16 protein-coding genes are annotated in these 16,598 nt (G+C 68.5%); 5 read left to right on the top strand and 11 right to left on the bottom strand.

The window, feature by feature from the left end; genetic code table 11:
- The first annotated feature begins 18 nt into the window (after positions 1-18).
- Positions 19-1,179: a zinc-binding metallopeptidase family protein gene (locus MGN01_RS10510; protein ID WP_147046557.1), complete on the top strand. Its 1,161-nt coding sequence runs from the start codon at positions 19-21 to the stop codon at positions 1,177-1,179.
- A 62-nt stretch (positions 1,180-1,241) separates the two neighbouring features.
- On the opposite strand, the gene MGN01_RS10505 is transcribed toward MGN01_RS10510, so the two are convergent.
- The 5 genes from MGN01_RS10505 to MGN01_RS10485 form a co-directional block, all read right to left on the bottom strand.
- Positions 1,242-1,907, bottom strand: a complete 666-nt coding sequence (locus tag MGN01_RS10505; RefSeq protein WP_147046556.1) for a DUF2147 domain-containing protein — start codon at positions 1,905-1,907, stop codon at positions 1,242-1,244.
- A gap of 228 nt (positions 1,908-2,135) precedes the next feature.
- Positions 2,136-2,339 (bottom strand): hypothetical protein, encoded by a 204-nt coding sequence (locus tag MGN01_RS10500; RefSeq protein WP_147046555.1) that lies wholly within the window; start codon positions 2,337-2,339, stop codon positions 2,136-2,138.
- A 203-nt stretch (positions 2,340-2,542) separates the two neighbouring features.
- The gene (locus MGN01_RS10495) at positions 2,543-3,562 is read right to left on the bottom strand and encodes a YcjF family protein (RefSeq protein ID WP_147046554.1); all 1,020 of its coding nucleotides are present in this window, start codon (positions 3,560-3,562) and stop codon (positions 2,543-2,545) included.
- A gap of 97 nt (positions 3,563-3,659) precedes the next feature.
- Entirely contained in the window at positions 3,660-5,108 is a 1,449-nt protein-coding gene (locus MGN01_RS10490) for a YcjX family GTP-binding protein (protein WP_147046553.1), read from the bottom strand.
- A 73-nt stretch (positions 5,109-5,181) separates the two neighbouring features.
- Positions 5,182-6,453 carry a hypothetical protein gene (locus MGN01_RS10485; protein WP_147046552.1) on the bottom strand — a complete coding sequence of 424 codons (1,272 nt, stop codon included), beginning with the start codon at positions 6,451-6,453 and terminating at the stop codon, positions 5,182-5,184.
- A gap of 165 nt (positions 6,454-6,618) precedes the next feature.
- Here MGN01_RS10485 and MGN01_RS10480 point away from each other — a divergent pair, with 165 nt between their 5' ends.
- Positions 6,619-6,927: a hypothetical protein gene (locus tag MGN01_RS10480; protein WP_147046551.1), complete on the top strand. Its 309-nt coding sequence runs from the start codon at positions 6,619-6,621 to the stop codon at positions 6,925-6,927.
- A 259-nt stretch (positions 6,928-7,186) separates the two neighbouring features.
- Here MGN01_RS10480 and MGN01_RS10475 read toward each other — a convergent pair whose 3' ends face one another.
- The gene (locus MGN01_RS10475) at positions 7,187-7,711 is read right to left on the bottom strand and encodes a SixA phosphatase family protein (protein ID WP_147046550.1); all 525 of its coding nucleotides are present in this window, start codon (positions 7,709-7,711) and stop codon (positions 7,187-7,189) included.
- A 2-nt stretch (positions 7,712-7,713) separates the two neighbouring features.
- Positions 7,714-8,694, bottom strand: a complete 981-nt coding sequence (locus tag MGN01_RS10470) for an aldo/keto reductase (protein WP_147046549.1) — start codon at positions 8,692-8,694, stop codon at positions 7,714-7,716.
- A gap of 135 nt (positions 8,695-8,829) precedes the next feature.
- On the opposite strand from MGN01_RS10470, the gene MGN01_RS10465 reads away from it, so the two are divergent.
- Positions 8,830-9,759: a class I fructose-bisphosphate aldolase gene (locus tag MGN01_RS10465; protein ID WP_147046548.1), complete on the top strand. Its 930-nt coding sequence runs from the start codon at positions 8,830-8,832 to the stop codon at positions 9,757-9,759.
- 22 nt (positions 9,760-9,781) lie between these two features.
- On the opposite strand, the gene MGN01_RS10460 is transcribed toward MGN01_RS10465, so the two are convergent.
- Positions 9,782-10,687 carry a helix-turn-helix transcriptional regulator gene (locus MGN01_RS10460; protein WP_147046547.1) on the bottom strand — a complete coding sequence of 302 codons (906 nt, stop codon included), beginning with the start codon at positions 10,685-10,687 and terminating at the stop codon, positions 9,782-9,784.
- A 166-nt stretch (positions 10,688-10,853) separates the two neighbouring features.
- On the opposite strand from MGN01_RS10460, the gene MGN01_RS10455 reads away from it, so the two are divergent.
- Positions 10,854-11,417, top strand: coding sequence for a DUF308 domain-containing protein (locus MGN01_RS10455; protein ID WP_147046546.1), 564 nt, complete (start codon positions 10,854-10,856; stop codon positions 11,415-11,417).
- Between the two features lie 69 nt (positions 11,418-11,486).
- Here the strand turns inward: MGN01_RS10455 and MGN01_RS10450 are convergent, their stop codons facing one another.
- From MGN01_RS10450 to MGN01_RS10440, 3 genes are all read right to left on the bottom strand, one after another.
- Positions 11,487-12,338, bottom strand: a complete 852-nt coding sequence (locus tag MGN01_RS10450; protein ID WP_147046545.1) for an AAA family ATPase — start codon at positions 12,336-12,338, stop codon at positions 11,487-11,489.
- A gap of 82 nt (positions 12,339-12,420) precedes the next feature.
- Complete coding sequence (locus MGN01_RS10445) at positions 12,421-13,059, bottom strand: hypothetical protein (RefSeq protein ID WP_147046544.1); 639 nt, start codon at positions 13,057-13,059, stop codon at positions 12,421-12,423.
- Positions 13,056-14,267, bottom strand: coding sequence for an ATPase (locus MGN01_RS10440; protein WP_147046543.1), 1,212 nt, complete (start codon positions 14,265-14,267; stop codon positions 13,056-13,058). The genes MGN01_RS10445 and MGN01_RS10440 overlap by 4 nt, the downstream gene beginning before the upstream one ends.
- A 361-nt stretch (positions 14,268-14,628) precedes the next feature.
- On the opposite strand from MGN01_RS10440, the gene MGN01_RS10435 reads away from it, so the two are divergent.
- On the top strand, positions 14,629-16,524 hold the full coding sequence (locus MGN01_RS10435; RefSeq protein ID WP_147046542.1) for a cation:proton antiporter domain-containing protein: 1,896 nt from the start codon (positions 14,629-14,631) through the stop codon (positions 16,522-16,524).
- The last annotated feature ends 74 nt before the right edge of the window (positions 16,525-16,598 follow it).

Raw genomic sequence — 16,598 nt, 5'->3', positions numbered from 1 at the left:
CCTCTTCCGGACAGGCTCATGAAGATCTTTCAGTGCCAGGCCTGCGACCAGCCGATCTCGTTCGAGAGCATCGCCTGCGAGAGCTGCGAGCGCCGTCTCGGCTTCGTCGCCGGCGTCCAGGAGATGTCGGCGCTCGAACCCTCGGGCGACAACCTCTGGCACGCCTATGCCGATCCAGGTACCCGGCTGCGCTTCTGCGCCAATGCTGCCTTCGCGGCCTGCAACTGGATGGTGCCGGTGGACTCGGCCGAGCCCTACTGCATCGCCTGCCGCCACAACCGCGTGGTGCCCGACCTCACCGTCGAGTGGAACCTGACACGCTGGCGCCAGATCGAGGCGGCCAAGCACCGGCTGTTCTACACGCTGATGCGCCTCGGCCTGCCGCTCGCGAGCCGCGAGCAGTTCTCCGACGGGCTCGCCTTCGATTTCCTGGCCGACCCGGCCGAGAGCCACGCGGCCGGGTCGCCGGTCCTGACCGGGCACGATAGCGGGCTGATCACCCTCAACATCGCGGAGGCGGACGATGCCGAGCGCGAGCGGCGCCGGCTGCTCTTCGGCGAGTTCTACCGGACGCTGCTCGGCCATTTCCGCCACGAGATCGGGCACTATTACTGGGACGTGCTCGTACGCCACGACGCGAGTCTGGCGACCTGCCGCGCGATCTTCGGCGACGAGAGCCACGATTACGGCATGGCCCTGCAGCAGCACTACGCCAACGGGCCGCCTCCGCATTGGGAGGAGACCCATGTCTCCTCCTACGCGACCGCCCATCCCTGGGAGGATTTCGCAGAGACCTTCGCGCATTACCTGCACATCGTCGACACGCTGGAGACGGCCTCCGCTTTCGAGATCCAGGTAAGGCCCAAACTGAGAAGCGCCGCGGACGACGATGACGGCCATGTCGTCATCGATTTCGATCCTTACCGGGCCGGCGATTTCGGGCGGCTGATCGCGGCCTGGATGCCGCTGACCTACGCGGTGAACTCCCTCAACCGCTCCATGGGCCAGCCGGCGCTCTACCCGTTCAAGCTGACGCCCGCCGTGATCTCCAAGCTCGCCTTCGTGCATGAGCGCATCTACGCGGCGCGCAACGCCCCCGCCACGGAAGAGGCCGGTGCCGACATGCTCAAGGCGGTGATCACGGGCCTGCGCCAGCGCGTCGCCGCACCAACCACCTGAAACAGCGAAGGCCGCGATCCGGGTGCCCGGATCGCGGCCTTCGCAGGGAAATGCGGTGCGGCTCAGTCTTCCGGCTGCTCGGCCTGCGGGGCGGGAGCGGCAGACTTGGTGGCGGCAGGCTTCGCGGCCGCGGGCTTGGGCGCCTTCGTGGCCGTGCCCGTGGTCGAGGGCGTGCCGGCGGCATTGGCGACGTTGGTGTTGCCCTTCGGCGCCCATTCAGCGTCGGCGCGCGGGCCGTTGACGCCGTTGGTCGGGCCGGTGAGCTGGCCCGGAGCCACATCCGCCTTCTGCTCCCAGGTCTGGGAGCCGCAGAGGAAGCCGAGCATGCAGCCCTTCACGTTGAGCTCGCCCTGGGCCTCGGACCAGATCGTCACATCGTAGAACTTGCCGTTCTCGGCGTTGTAGATCTTGCCCTCGTAGCGGCCGTCGGCATTCGGCTTCAGCCCCATGATCATCTGGTGGCCGAGCGAGGGACGGGTCTGCTTCTTCGGATCGGGATTGCGGAAGTCGACGCGGGGCTTGCCCTCATCGTTCAGCGGCACCTTCAGCCACACGGCATAGCCGCAGATGTTGGTGTTCTGTGGGCCGCATTTCTCCACGCGGATGCGCGCCTTGCCGTCCTCGGTGAGCCAGACGCCACTCGGATCGCGCGGAGCGGCCTGCGCGAGGCTCGGGAGGGCAACGAGCGCCAGCCCCGTGAGTGCGCCGGTGATCGAAGACCAGTTCATGCGATTCTTCCCTATGCCCGCAAGAGAGTGCGGGGTGTCGGATGCTGCGGGCCCGCGGCTCTGGTGCCGTCCGGCCTCTCGTCTGGGGCCCGTGTCGTCCGGGAAGTTGACCGCATCATGACCGGCTGGCGGCGTGATGATGCCCGAGACCGCCAACCGACAGATGTTCAAACGAAAAAAGCCGGCGCGTCGGCGCCGGCCTACTTCATCGTCCCTCTCGCCGGCCGATCACTCGGCGGGCTGGGCGCCCGTGGAGTAGTGGCCGCACCAATCCTTCGTGGCCACCACCGGCCACAGGCCGTGGCCGTTCGGTTCGGGCTGGCTGACCGGCGGGTTGAAGCGGCACAGGCCCTCGTCACCGGCAGCAACGCCGCCATTGGTCTTGTGCTCGTCGAAGAAGCGGCAGCTCTCACAGGAGGCGTTGATGGCCATGGGATGGTTCCTTCTATCCGTTGCGGCGACCGGAGCCGGCGGACTCCGTCGCGTTCACAGTTTGAAGTTAGAATAACTCCAGAGAAGGATCAACCAGTTTAGAACGATTCTGTTTCGTCGAACCGGCATGGGGACATTGCGACGGGGCGACGCACCCGTCCCTGTGGTCGTCGGCTGCAGCTCAGACGGTCGGTGGAGGCGGCTCAGGCTTCGTCCTTCGACGCGGCGCGAAGCAGTTCGCCGGCGACATCGTTGACGCTGGGCGGGGCTTCCCTGGTGAAGGGCAGCGGCCGGCAGACGGCGAGCGCGGCCAAGCCGAAACGCGCCGTCATCAGCCCGTTGAGGATGCCCTCCCCGAGCTTGGCCGAGATGCGCGCGGCGAGGCCCAGCCCGAGCACCTGCTGGATCACGCCCTCTCCCACCGCCATGCCACCGGTCACGGTGAGATGGGCGAAGGCGGCGCGCGCCAGCCGCAGGAAGCCGAGGAAGCCTGGCCGCCCGCCATAGATCGCCGCGATCCGGCGCAGCAGCCGCACGGCCGCGAACACCACGAACACCACGTCGACGATGGCGCGCGGCGAGAGCGCGGTGACCGCCGAGACCTGCTTAGCGGCCTGGGCGATGGCGTTCTTGGCCCGCATGTCGAGGGGCGCGAGCAGCTCACGCTCCGCGATGCCGATGCGGTCATCGACGTCGAGGATGGCATCGCCCAGCGCATCGAGCCGGGCGCGTCCCTCGGCGAGCGCCGGGCGATCCGCGTAGAAGGTGCGCAGCTCCTGCACGACCGCCTGCGCCGCCGTGTGATCGCGCGTCGCCAGCGCCTCGACCGCCCTCGCCCGCAGAGCCTCGATCCTGCGCTCGCGCCAGACCCCGGCGATCTCGCGGGCGACGATGGCGGTGAGCGCGATCAAGGCCAGGGCCAGGAATGCCAGCGCGACCCAGCCGAGCCAGGGCGCCGCGGAGAAGAGGTCGACGATCAGCCGCTCGATCGACAGGCCGATGGCGATGGAGACGAGGCCGCCGAGCGCCGAAAACAGCAGGGTCAGCCAGGGCACGCGGCGCTTCCTGGCCACCGGCACCACCACGCCGTCGGCCGCCTCGACGATCTCGAAAGGCTCATCGACGAGGCGGATATTTTCAGAGGTCGGCGGGGCGGCTTCCGCCATCTCGATGGAATCGCCGCTCGGGATGCGGAAGGCGCGCGGACGCTGGCCGGACGACATGCTCACGCTCCTTGATCGCTGCGACGCACATCCCTCTCCTCTTTCCCGCAGCGGGAAGAGGGAGAAACCGGCGAGCCCATCGGATCTTCCGAACCCATCACGCCAACCTGTCCCCGATCAGGAACTGCATCGCCCGATCCAGTCGGATCATCGGCAGATCGCCCGGCCGTCCGAGCCGGTCGGGCTTGATGAAGGGCGGGCGAAACCGGGGGAAACGCAGCGAGCCCGGCGGCACCGCGCCCTCCAGCACCGACTCTGCCTTGGCCGGCAGCTCGCCCGGAAAAACGGCCGCGTCGGTCAATCCGTCGAACACCTCGTCGCCGACCTGCTCACCGGCCTCGGGCGTGCCGGACACCGCGCGCAGAACGGTGTCGCCGTCATGGACCGTCGTCTCGCGCGTGGCCCGGACGGAGGCAAGCGCCACGGTGCCGACCCGGGCGCCCGCGGCCTCCGTGCGGCGCATGGCGCGGGCGACCAGGAGGCGCAGCAGCGCATCGAGCCGGTCGTGGCTGGTCTGGTGAAGATGGTCCGCCTTGGTCGCGGCGAACAGGATCTTGTCCGCGCGCGGCGCGAAGAAATAGGAGAACAACGAGTTGCGCCCGATCCGGAAGGACAACAGCACTGTGTCGAGCGCCTCCTCCAGCTCTGCGAGCGCGGCGGGCCCGGCATCGACGGCCGAAAGCACGTCGACGAGGACGATCTGCCGGTCGACCCGCTGGAAGTGGTCGCGGAAGAACGGCACCACGACCTTGGCCTTGTAGGCCTCGAACCGGCGCTCCATCAGCCCGGCGAGGCTGTCGGGCTTGATGGTCTCGCCGAGGTTGTCGAGCGGCGCGAAGGTCAGCATCGGCGAGCCGGCGAGATCGCCCGGCATCAGGAAGCGGCCGGGCGGCGTCGTCGCTACGGCCTCGGGGCCGGAGCGAAGGGCCGCGAGATAGGTCTTGAACGACGCGGCGGCGTGCTCGGCCACGATCTCGTCGAGGGGGCCGCCGGGGTCGAGGCCCTTCAGGGTCTCGAGCCAGGGCGCAGCCATGGCGGCGCGCCCTGCCCTGCGGGTGCCGAGGATCGTGGCCCGCGACCAGCCGGTATAGCTCTGATCGATCAGGGCCAGATCGAGCAGCCACTCGCCGGGATAATCCACCACGTCGAGGTTCAGGGTGCCGGGGCCGCTGCGCCAGCCGCCGGTGCGCTCGTACTCGATGGCCAGCCGGAATTGGCTGATCCGATCGGTCGAGCGCGGCCAACGCCGCTCCTCCGTGAGCGCCGAAAAATGCTCTTCGAAGGGAAAACGTGGCACGTTGTCGTCGGGCTGCGGCACCAGCCGGGCGCGGCGCAGCCGTCCCTCCTGCGCCGGCGTGAAGGCCGGGAGCCCGTGGCCCTCGACGAGGTGGTGGATCAGCGCGGTGGTGAACACCGTTTTCCCTGACCGGGCCAACCCGGTGACGCCAAGCCGAAGCGTCGGCTGGATCAGAAGATCGCTGGAGGCTTCGGCGAAGGCCTTGATCGCGGAGCCGGCTTGCGCGGCGAAGTCGGACAGAGGCGGCAAGGACGAGCTCGGGCGCGGGTCGCGGGAGGGAGGCGGATGCTTGAGGTGGCGCGGCGCGCGCCCGCACGCAAGGTCATTCGGCTGCCGCGGCGGCCGGACTCGACAGGCGCAGCCCCATCCGGCCGATGGCCGCGGCAACCAGCGCTGGGCTCGCCCTGAGCGAGCCGAGCTCCACCGCGGACATCGCCAGCATCACTGGGGCGAGCCGAGCGGTCGGGATTCCATCGGCCTCGAACAGCTTGAGGTCGTCCTCGGGTTTCAATCCGACGCTGGCGGCGATCCGGCTGGCGTAGTTGCGGATGCGGGTCTCGTCGGTGCTGCAGAGCGGCGCCGGAACGCTGAGATCGAGCAGGCGTCCGCCGGGCAGGCCGGCCACGATCGAGGGCAGCGCGGCTGATTCCGCCACGAGCTTGTCGGGGGCGAGCAGGGCCGACGGGTTGGCCGCCCCGCTCCCCGCCATCCGGGTCGGGCGTCCTGCCGGTGCGTCGAGGGGAAATTTCGGCGGCGGTGCGAGCCCGCTCTGAGCCGAGAGTCCATGGACCGGCGGCTTCTCGGCATTCGATCGTGTGCTTGGACCGATGCCGGCCGCGATATCGGCCACCGGCTTTGGCGCCGGCACGCTGGCGGCGGCGCGGATGCCTCGGGCCGGGTGCCCGGCGAGCCTGGCGCGGGCCGACCAGGGCTGGACGCGCAGGGAGGTGCCGGCGCTCCCACGATAGGCCGCCACCCGGCGCGGTGCTCCGCCCCGGGTATGCCTGGCGAGAAAGCGGGCACGCAGGGTCTTGCCGATCCCCTGCGGCGCCACCGCCTTGGCAACCGGCGGCACCGCGGCCTCACGCGCCGGAAGCGCCCTGGCTGCGCCGGCACCGAGGCCGCATTCCGCGGGCGCCCAACGCCGGACGATGGCGAGTGCCGTGCGGCGGCCGAACTCGCGGTAGTAGCGCCGCAGCAGCGTCGCGGCGGCGTCGGCCCCGTCGGCCGCGGTGGCGAAGCCGGTATGGCCCTCGCCGTCGCCGCCGAGCTCGCCGCGCCAGCGGGCCTGCTTGATGCACCAGTAGTTGTTGAGCTTCACGCAGCGCGCGACGAAGCCGGGATCCGTCGGGGCGTATTTCGCGACGAGGGCGAGGGAGGCCGGCAGCAGCGCGGCTCCGGCCTCGTCGCGCCAGTTCGACACCGCCCGCGCCGTTGCACTGAAATAGGGCAGTGCCGGAGGCGTGCTGTCCACATCAGGGCTCGTGTGCAGAGCCGGAAGCTCCGCAGAGGCGAGCCGCGCCCGCGTGGCGTCGAGGCCGGCGTCGAGACGCGGCAGCACCGTCGCCAGGGCGATGAGCGCTTCGAGCAGCACGGGCAGGTCTCGGCAGGTTCGAGCTTGGCCTTTCTAGCACAACGGCGGCGAGGGCTTGCGGTTCACCGGGCCGGCTGCGGCGTCGGCATCGTGCCCAATGTCGATCGGCGGTCGTGAACCGAAGCCTTGGCCATCCGTTGGCGTCCGGACAACCGGAGCGGCACGATGAGAGCATGGATGATCCTGGCGGCTTCGGGCATCGCGATGGCCGCGCCAGCCTCGGCCCAGATCGTCACAGGGGGAGCCGCCAATACGGGCGTTCCTGCCCCCGCGGTGACCGGCGGCGTCCGGTCCGGCACGGTGCCAGGTGGTGCCCTCGACGAACGCAGCCCGAGCGCGACTGCTGGCAACGCAGCGAACCGCAGCAACTCGTCCGTTCCCGGCACGACGCCGGACGTGAATATCGGTGGCACGCCGACGAGCGGCCCGCCCGGAACGGGTGGTGCCGCCGGTGGCCCCTCGCTCGGCAACTAGCCGGAGGCGCGCGGCTGCCTGCGAGAAACCGGGCGTAGGCGTGTCAGGCTGCCATGGAAAAACCCGCCACGGCGCTTTGCCGGGCGGGTTGAAGTTGGATTGGCAAGCCGCCACGCCAAGGCGACCTAAGAAATTTTCTGGATGCCAGGGATGAATTGGTCAAGTTGAACGTGCCATGTCCTGAAGGCGGGGCTGATGGCACGGATCAGGCCTGATCGCGTCGTCTTCTCGTGGTGGCTTCGAGCCTCTCCATCCGCCGCTAGCGCGTCGCGTTGTCTGCGAGTTCCCGTGGCGTCGCGAACCGTTCCAGCCGTCCTCCCGCCCGGCCGAGGCCGCTCCAACGATCGGCCGGGACGTCGATCACGGCGAGCCCGGCTGTCGGAAACTTCTCACGCAGCTTGCTCCGGAGGGGTGCAGAGCCCTCCCCGATCAGCTGCAGGGCGAGTTCCTGCAAGCCGGGATTGTGCCCGATCACCAGGAGACATGTCGCATCGTCCGGGGCGGAGTGCACCGCGTCGAGGATGCGCGAGGCCGAGGCCTCGTAGATCATCGGCACGGTCTCGGCCTCGATCCCCGGTAGGCTGCGGCGGACCAGCTCCCAGGTCTCCTGCGTGCGCCGGGCCGGCGAAACGAAGACGTGGTCCGGCACGAGTTTCTCGGCGCTGAGATAGGCGCCCATGCGCGGCGCGGCGGTGCGGCCGCGCTCGTTCAGCGGACGGTCGATATCGGCCACGCCGTCCTGCCAGTCAGACTTGGCATGACGCAGCAGAATGAGGCGGCGCATGGTCAGGAGAAGCCGACGGGTGCGTGCGGGATGTAGGCCTCCTCCAGCGTCTTGATCTCCTCAGCCGTCAATCGAACGTCCAGGGCAGCGACGGCGTCATCGAGGTGATGGGGCTTCGAGGCGCCGATGATCGGCGCAGTGACGACTGGCTTCGAGAGCACCCAGGCCAGTGCTACCTGCGCCCGCGGAATGCCGCGTGCCGTCGCTACCTTCGCCACGGCCTCGATCACCCGCCGGTCGGCCTCCACGGTGGCGTCGTAGAGCCCGACGCCGGTCACATCGCTGTCCTGCCGGGCCGAGCTGGTATCGGCGTCGCGGGTCAGGCGACCGCGGGCGAGCGGGCTCCAGGGCATCACGGCGATGCCCTGGTCGGCGCAGAGGGGCAGCATCTCGCGCTCTTCCTCGCGGCTGAGCAGGTTGTAGTGGTCCTGCATCGTCGAGAACCGCGTCCAGCCGTGGAGGTCGGCCGTGAACAGGGCCTTGGCGAATTGCCAGGCAAACATCGAGGAGGCGCCGATATAGCGGGCCTTGCCGGCCTTCACGACGTCGTGGAGCGCCTCCAGCGTCACCTCGATCGGCGTGCCGTAATCCCAGCGGTGAATCTGGTAGAGATCGACATGGTCGGTGCCGAGCCGCTTCAGGCTGGCGTCGATCGCGGAGAAGATCGCCTTGCGCGAGAGTCCGCCGGAATTCGGCCGGTCCTTCAGGGGGAAATAGACCTTGGTGGCGAGGACGATCTCGTCGCGCACGCCGAGATCCCGCAGCGCGCGCCCGACGATCTCTTCCGAGGTGCCGTCCGAGTAGTAGTTGGCGGTGTCGAAGAAGTTGAAGCCGAGATCGAGCGCCTTCTTCAAGAGCGGCCGGCTGTCCTCCTCGGTCATCGTCCAGGGATGAGGGCCGCGCTCGGGCACGCCGTAGGTCATGCAGCCGAGGCAGAGCGGCGAGACGTCGAGGCCGGTCCGTCCGAGTTTTTTCGTTTTCATGCTGACGCGTCCTATGGCCCCCGGGCGCATATCTGGGCGTCTCCGTCGCGAAAGCGAGAGTGCGCGGAACCTCGCCGGACGAGCCTTGTTGCGTTCGCGAACCTGCACATTCGGGCGAACGCACGGAGCCCTGCGATGGAACGGTCTGCCCGCGTCTCCGAGATCCTGTCCTGGTACGGCTCGGACAGCCCCGGCACCCTGACCAACCTTGCCCGGATCCTGGAGCACGGCCGCCTCGCCGGCACCGGCAAGCTGCTGATCCTGCCCGTCGACCAGGGTTTCGAGCATGGCCCGGCGCGCAGCTTCGCGCCGAACCCGCCGGCCTACGATCCGCATTACCATTTCGAGCTTGCCATCGAGGCCGGCTGCAACGCCTACGCTGCGCCGCTCGGCTTCCTGGAGGCGGGCGCGCGGGAGTTCGCCGGGCGCATCCCGCTCATCCTCAAGCTCAACGATCACGACGTCCTTGCCGACGAGGACGATCCAGATCAGGCCCTGACCGGCTCCGTGGCCGACGCGCTGCGGCTCGGCTGCGCAGCCGTCGGCTTCACGATCTACCCGGGCTCGGCCCACCGCAACGCGATGTACGGGCAGATCCGCGAGATCGCCGAGGAAGCCAAGGCCGCCGGCCTCGCCGTGGTGATCTGGTCCTATGCCCGCGGCGCGGCGCTCTCGAAGGAAGGCGAGACCGCCATCGACGTGATCGGATACAGTGCGCAGATCGCGGCGCAGCTCGGCGCCCACATCATCAAGGTGAAGCTGCCGACCGATCACATCGAGCAGGATGCCGCGCGAAAGGTCTACGAGAAGGCTGGCAACTCGATCGGCACCGCCGCCGAGCGCGTCCGCCACGTGGTGCAATGCGCCTTCAACGGCCGGCGCATCGTGATCTTCTCAGGCGGCGGACAGGTAGAGGACGCGCCGTTCCTCGAAGAGATCAGGGCCATCCAGGCCGGCGGCGGCTTCGGCTCGATCATCGGCCGCAACGCGTTCCAGCGCTCGAAGCCGGACGCGCTGCGGCTGCTCGGGCAGGTGGCGGATATCTATGCCGGCAACGATCGATGAGATCGCAGCGCGAACAAACCGGTCAGCCGTCGGCGTCGGTTCCGAGACGCTGCGCAGCTTCATCGCGGGGCGAATGGCCGAATAGCGCCTTGTAGGCGCGGCTGAAGGCAGCCTCGGATTCGTAGCCGACGCGGTGCGCGATCTCGCCGACACGCGCGCCTCGCCGCGCGAGCAGATCCTGAGCGATGGTGAGCCGCCACTCGTTCTGATAGCGCAGCGGCGAGAGCCCGACGAGTTGGGTGAACCGACCGGCGAAACTCGAACGGGACATGCCGGCCACGTCCGCGAGGGCCTCGACGCTCCAGGGCTGCATGGGTTCCTGGTGGATCGCCTTGAGCGCGCGGGCAATGCGTGCGTCCGACAGCCCTCCAAGCCACCCGGATACCTGCCCACGCTGCACCCAGGTGCGGAGCGTCCGGATGACCAACACGTCGATGATCCGCGAGATCATCAGGGCCGCACCCGGTTGGGTGTCGGTGGTCTCGATCATCAGGAAGTGCACGATCCCGTCGAGCCATCCGGCTCCTTCGTCGCGCCGGATATGGATGCGCGGAGGCAGCGCAGCGAGCATGCTGCGCAAGGTGTAGGGATCGAAGCGGAACCGGCAGACGACGACCTGTGTGGCCTGCGACGCGACGAAGGACGTCGCGCCGACTCCGCTCGGGATCAGGACAAGGTCCCCCGTCTCGATGATGACGGGGCTCGCCTCGCTCGAAGCTGCAGCCTGCAACGCACCCGCTGTGACCACGAAGGCATGGGCGGCTTCCGCGTCCAGGTCCAGCTGGCTGCCCTCGAAGAGGGTCTCGGACGAGACGCCGTCTCCGGTGAGCCGGATCTGCGCCAGGACGTGGGACAGCAGATCGACGGAGGCCGCACCGCGGATCCTGTCTTCCGGAGGATCGGTCAAGTTTTCCAGCCTTTCGATCATGGCTGATCCCGGCCTCCCGCAAGTAGTTTGGCAATCCGAGAAGACGCCCAGTCGCTTGAAAACAGGCGCCTTTCCTCTTGAACGACCCGATCGCTCGACCAACCCCCTAGCGCGACGCCCGGACCGATCGTCAGTCCTGGCGCTCGTGCGCGCAGAGGACACTTCGATGAATACTGTCGCCCCGCCAAACTGGCTTCGCTCCTACTACGTCACCCGAGCCGGCGTTGCCGCTGCCTGGGTTCTCGCCGCCTTCACAGTGGGCAAGAGCAATCCCACGATCGCGGCGGCCCTTCTGATCGCGTATCCCGCATGGGACGCGCTCGCCAATCTCATCGACGCGCGACGCAGCGGCGGCCTGAGGGCCAGCCCAAGCCAGACGGTCAACGCGGTCGTCAGCGTCATCACGACGATCGCGGTCGCTATCGCCCTCGGCTGGAGTCCCTATGCCGTGCTCGCGGTGTTCGGTGCTTGGGCGGCTCTGTCGGGCCTGTCGCAGCTTGCGACGGGTATCCGGCGTTGGGATGCCGGAGGCCAGTGGGCAATGGTCCTCAGCGGAGCGCAGTCGGCGCTCGCTGGGGCGTTCTTCATCATGCGTGCCGCCGGCCCGGATATGCCGGGCATCGCCGATGTCGCGCCCTACGCGGCTTTCGGAGCCTTCTACTTCCTCGTTTCGGCGGCTTGGCTGACGGTGGTCGAGATGCGCAAGCACTCTGCTCAGCGGGCGGCCTGACGGTCGCCCGCCTGGTCCAACGAGCGCCGCTGAGAGCAAGCCTCTCCGGCTTTCGCCGGAGCAGTCTACTCAGCCACCCCGCCCTTCCCGCCGCATCATGAAGGCCAGCTTCTCGAACAGGCTCACATCCTGTTCGTTCTTGAGGAGCGCCCCGTGCAGCGGCGGGATCAGCTTGCGGCTGTCACGCTCGCGCAGGGTCTCGGGCTGGACATCCTCGGAGACGAGGAGCTTGAGCCAGTCGAGCAGCTCGGAGGTCGAGGGCTTCTTCTTGAGGCCGGGCACCTCGCGGGTTTCCAGGAAGACCCGCAGGGCCTCCTCGACGAGGCGGTGCTTGATACCCGGATAGTGCACGTCGACGATCTGCTTCAGCGTCTCGGCGTCCGGGAAGCGGATGTAGTGGAAGAAGCAGCGGCGCAGGAAGGCGTCGGGCAACTCCTTCTCGTTGTTCGAGGTGATGATCACGATCGGGCGCCGGACGGCCTTCACGGTCTCGCCCGTCTCGTAGACGTGGAACTCCATGCGATCGAGTTCGGTGAGCAGGTCGTTCGGGAACTCGATGTCGGCCTTGTCGATCTCGTCGATCAGCAGCACCGGCCGGGTGTCCGAGGCGAAGGCGTCCCAGAGCTTGCCGCGCCGGATGTAGTTCGCGATCTCCGAGACGCGCGGATCGCCGAGCTGCGAGTCGCGCAGGCGCGAGACCGCGTCGTACTCGTAGAGGCCCTGCTGCGCCTTGGTGGTCGACTTGATGTGCCAGGTCAGCAGCGGCGCGCCGAGACCCTTGGCGATCTCCTCCGCCAGGACGGTCTTGCCGGTGCCGGGCTCGCCCTTCACCAGGAGCGGCCGCTCCAGCACGATCGCGGCATTCACCGCTGTGGTGAGATCAGAGGTCGCAACGTAGGTCTCGGTGCCGGTGAAGCGCATGGAGGCTCGCTGTCGTGGACGGTCAGCCCGGACTACGTGTCCAGCCGGCAGCCTGCAAGCCTCGGGGATCGCTCGCGAAAGCTCAGACCTTGCTCGGATCGAACCAGATGCAGCTCTTGGCGAGCTGCTGCAGGTTCATCTCGGAACTGGTCTGCGGCGCGATCTGCTTGTTGATCGCGATGTTGACCTGCACCATCACGTCGCTGCCGAATTTCTGCGGGTGCGTGAAGTAGCAGTACTGGCCCTCGGGCGTCTTTTCTTCGCCCTTGAAGGTCCAGCCGGTGACGATGTTGCCGTCGAGATAGGGCACCGTCTTGAACACGGTGAAGGTGGTGCGCACGGCGGCGTTGCCGTCCTCGCCCTTCGACTGGCGGGCGACCACGGACGCAATATCGGGCTTGGCCTGGGCGACGGGCTGCTCGAGCTTCAGCACGTTGTCGGTCAGCGTCACCTCGCCCTTGGTCTTGAGCGTCACGTCCGAGAGCGCGGTCTGCATCGCGTTGGCGATCTTCTGCGCGGCCGAGTCGAACTGGTTCATGTAGGCGTAGCCGTAGGAGGCGGCGCCGATGCCGGCTCCTGCGAGCAGGATGAAGGCCCCTGCCCCGAGCGCCCGGTACAGGAAGGCCTTCGCGAAGATGATCCGCGATTCCGCCCTGAGGCGGCCATTCACGTTCTGGGCAAGGACGATGTTCTCGTGCGTGCCAGGGGTATGGATGCTCATGCCGTGGCTCCGACGCCAGAGGCCGGGTTGTTGGACTGCGTGACTGGGGGCTGGCGCCGGTCGATCGGGATCACGGCGGCGGCCGGCTGCGGCGCAGGCTGTCTCGGCTGCAGCAGCTCGGGATACTCCTTCAATGCGCCGGTGAGGTGGTCGATCAGGTAGGGCGTCGCCTCGGTGGCAACGTCGGCGCCGAGATCGTCCTCGTCCATGAAGGTGCGGCGCACCGAGACGGCCGACAGCGCCAGGATGGTCGAGGCGAAGGCGGCGCAGAGCGCGGGCACGAACACGAAGATGCGCAGGAAGGCGTGCACCTGCGCGTCCGTCACCTCGATCGGGTCGACGCCGTAGACCATCGCGGTGAAGGAATGCAGCTGCGAGCGGTTCACGGCGTTGCGGTAGGCCTGCTCGGTATCGGCAACCTTGCGGTCGGCCGCGCCCCGGTCGAGTTGAGACCGAGCCTGCCGTGCCGCTTCGAGATCCTTGGTCACCGCACCGCGATCGGCCCCGGCCTTGGTGACGGCGGCATTGAGCGTGGCGACGCGCGGATCGGCGACGCATTTCAGGTTCGAGTAGGTCTTGCCCTTGCTGTTGGTGCCCGAGATGCGCTCGCAGCGCTGGGCCGGCAGGCCGGCGAGCTGAGAGGAGTTCTCGGCGGCGCGCTTCTCGATCTGCTCGAGCTCGGTCGTGTACTGGGTCACGCGGGCATCGGCTGCCGCGATGCGGGTGTCGATCGAGGCGCGGTCGGACTGGGCGTCCTTCAGGGCGGTCTTGGCCTTGGCCGCATCCATCAGGCGCGGGTGGAACATCATCTCGCCGAGCTGCGAGACCGACTTCGTGGTCACCCCGGCCGCGAAGATGATGCCGATGATGGCGAGGCCCTTCACGAACCAGGAGCGCTGCGTGCGCGCCAGGATGCCGAGCGGCACGCGGCAGAGCTCGACCGCAGCGTAGACCAGCGGCGCCAGCAGCATGAAGTAGAAGGCGCGGCTGTCGCCGTCGCTGTAATAGTCCGCGAAGAGCCAGGCGCCGATCAGCGAGGCGCCGATCACCATGAACTCGACGAGATAGGCGATCGCGACATAGCCCCACTTGATGCGGTAGCCCCGCTCGACATCGCGGGCTTGTTTCCAGCGCTGGCGGTCGAGATTCCACTCGCGCTTTTCGCGCGCGACGTCCCGATTCGGCGGCTCTTTCCGCAGGGTCAGCATACGGTCACTCGGTCTCGAAAGGACGCGGCAAGCGCGGCCTTAAGCCTTCGTTAAGATGCTGGTTATGCGGCTATTGTGCCGAAGTTGTGCCGCTCGTCCCGCCGGCGAACGCGGCGGTGGACGGTGGTTTTCCTGCATCAGGTAGGCACCCCGCGCCGACCGATGCCCTTCCGCCGCGGTTTCGATGTGCGCTGTGGCACCTCGATCGCCCATAAGCTCGGCCATACGGGACAGATCCTCGCCCGCAGCCGAATTTCGGTTGCCCCATCGTGGCTTGCCCCTCCATGATGGCCGGCATCCGTCCTGCTTGCGGACGGCCCGACTCCCGCCTCAATCTCGCAAAGGCTGAGCAAGCACAAAGATGACCGATCCCTCCGCCGCCGGTGCTCAAGTCGCCGCAGCCGGCGAGCATCTCGGCGCCTACAAGGAAGCGATCATCTTCCTGGTGACGGCCGGCGTTGTGGTGCCGCTCTTCCACCGCCTGCGCATCAGTCCCGTGCTCGGCTTCATCGGCGCCGGCGCCCTGCTTGGGCCCTACGGCCTCGGGCGCCTGGCAGAGGCCCATCCCTGGCTCGGGCCGATGACGATCGGCAATCGCGCCGAGATCTCGCATCTCGCCGAGTTCGGCGTGATCTTCCTGATGTTCATGATCGGGATCGAGCTGTCCTGGGAGCGCCTGCGCACCCTGCGCCGCCTGGTCTTCGGCCTCGGCTCGATCCAGGTGATCGCCTCGTCCGGCCTGATCGGGGCCAGCTTCATGGCGGCCGGCCAGCCCCTGGCGGCCTCGCTCATCGTCGGCATCGGCCTCGCCCTGTCCTCGACGGCGGTGGTGCTGCCGGTGCTCGCCGAGCAGAAGCGGCTGAACACGCCCTCGGGCCGCACCAGTTTCGCGGTGCTTCTCTTCCAGGACCTCGCGGTTGCCCCCGTGCTGTTCGCCATCGCGGTGCTCGGGCGCAACGACGGCGGCAATGTCGGCGTCGGGCTGGCGCTGGCACTGGGCCAGGCGGCGGTGGCGCTCGTCGTCATCGTCGTCGCCGGCCGCTTGGCCCTGCGCCCGCTCTTCCAGCTCGTGGCGCGCACCAAGAGCCCGGAACTGTTCATGGCGGCCTGCCTGCTCGTGATCGCGGCGACGGCCCTCACTGCGGCAGCGAGCGGCCTCTCCATGACGCTCGGAGCCTTCGTCGCCGGCCTGCTGCTGGCCGAGACCGAGTATCGCCGGGCGATCGAGGCGACGATCGACCCGTTCAAGGGCCTGCTGCTCGGCGTGTTCTTCGTCTCTGTGGGTATGAGCCTTGATCCGGCCCAGCTCGTTGCGGCCCCCGTGCTGATCCTCGGTCTCGCCCTGGCGCTGCTCCTCGTGAAGGGCTTCGTCATCCTTGTCGGCGCGCGGGCGATGCGGCTGCCGCGCCCTGTGGCCTTCGAGACCGCTCTGCTGCTCGGCCCGGGTGGCGAGTTCGCCTTCGTGCTGCTCGGGGGCGGCATCGCCGGTGGCCTCGTCCCGGAACCCCTCGGTCAAATGGCGCTCATCGTCACCACCGTGACCATGATCGCGATCCCGCCCCTGGCCCTGCTCGCGCGCCGGCTCGGCCGCCGCTCCAACAAGGAGGTGCTCGGCCGCGCACGGGCCGAGCCGCCGCCGGATGCACAGCAGGACCGGGTCATCGTCTCGGGCTACGGCCGCGTCGGACGTCTCGTCGGTGAGATGCTGAAGCGCCACAAGATCCCGTACATCGCCCTCGATTCCAATCCCGTGCGCGTCGCCGAACAGCGCCGCCTCGGCAATCCGGTCTATTTCGGGGATTCGTCGAGCACCGAACTCCTGCGCCGCTGCGACATCGCCACGGCACGCGCCCTCGTGGTGACGCTCGACACACCGGAGCGGGTCGAGGCCGTGGTCGAGGCTGCACGCGCCGAGCGGCCGGACCTCACCATCGTGGCCCGCGCCCGCGACGCGCGCCACGCGACGGAACTCTACAAGATGGGAGTCGACGACGCGGTGCCCGAAACCATCGAGGCCTCGCTACAGCTCTCCGAGGCGGTGCTCGTCGATGTCGGCGTGCCGATGGGCCTCGTCATCGCCTCGATCCATGAGCGCCGCGACGAGTTCCGGGTCATGCTCAAGCGCAAGGAGACCGAGACCCGCCCAGGCTTCCGGGCACGGCGCACCATCGGCAAGACGCTGGATGCGAGGGCGGCGGACGGCAAAGCCGGCGATGCGTCCAAGGACGAGAAGGTGGCGCTCGGCAAGTCCGCCTGAACTGCAGCGCTGGTCCTCGCTCTCCAGGCGGAGGAGAGCATGCGCGGCATGGTGGAGTGGGCCGACAGCTGCGC

Origin of the sequence: Methylobacterium gnaphalii, assembly GCF_007992215.1 — a bacterium.
GTDB classification, from domain to species: domain Bacteria; phylum Pseudomonadota; class Alphaproteobacteria; order Rhizobiales; family Beijerinckiaceae; genus Methylobacterium; species Methylobacterium gnaphalii.
The sequence above is the reverse complement of the archived record's forward strand: the minus strand, read 5'-3'. Positions and strand labels throughout refer to the sequence as shown.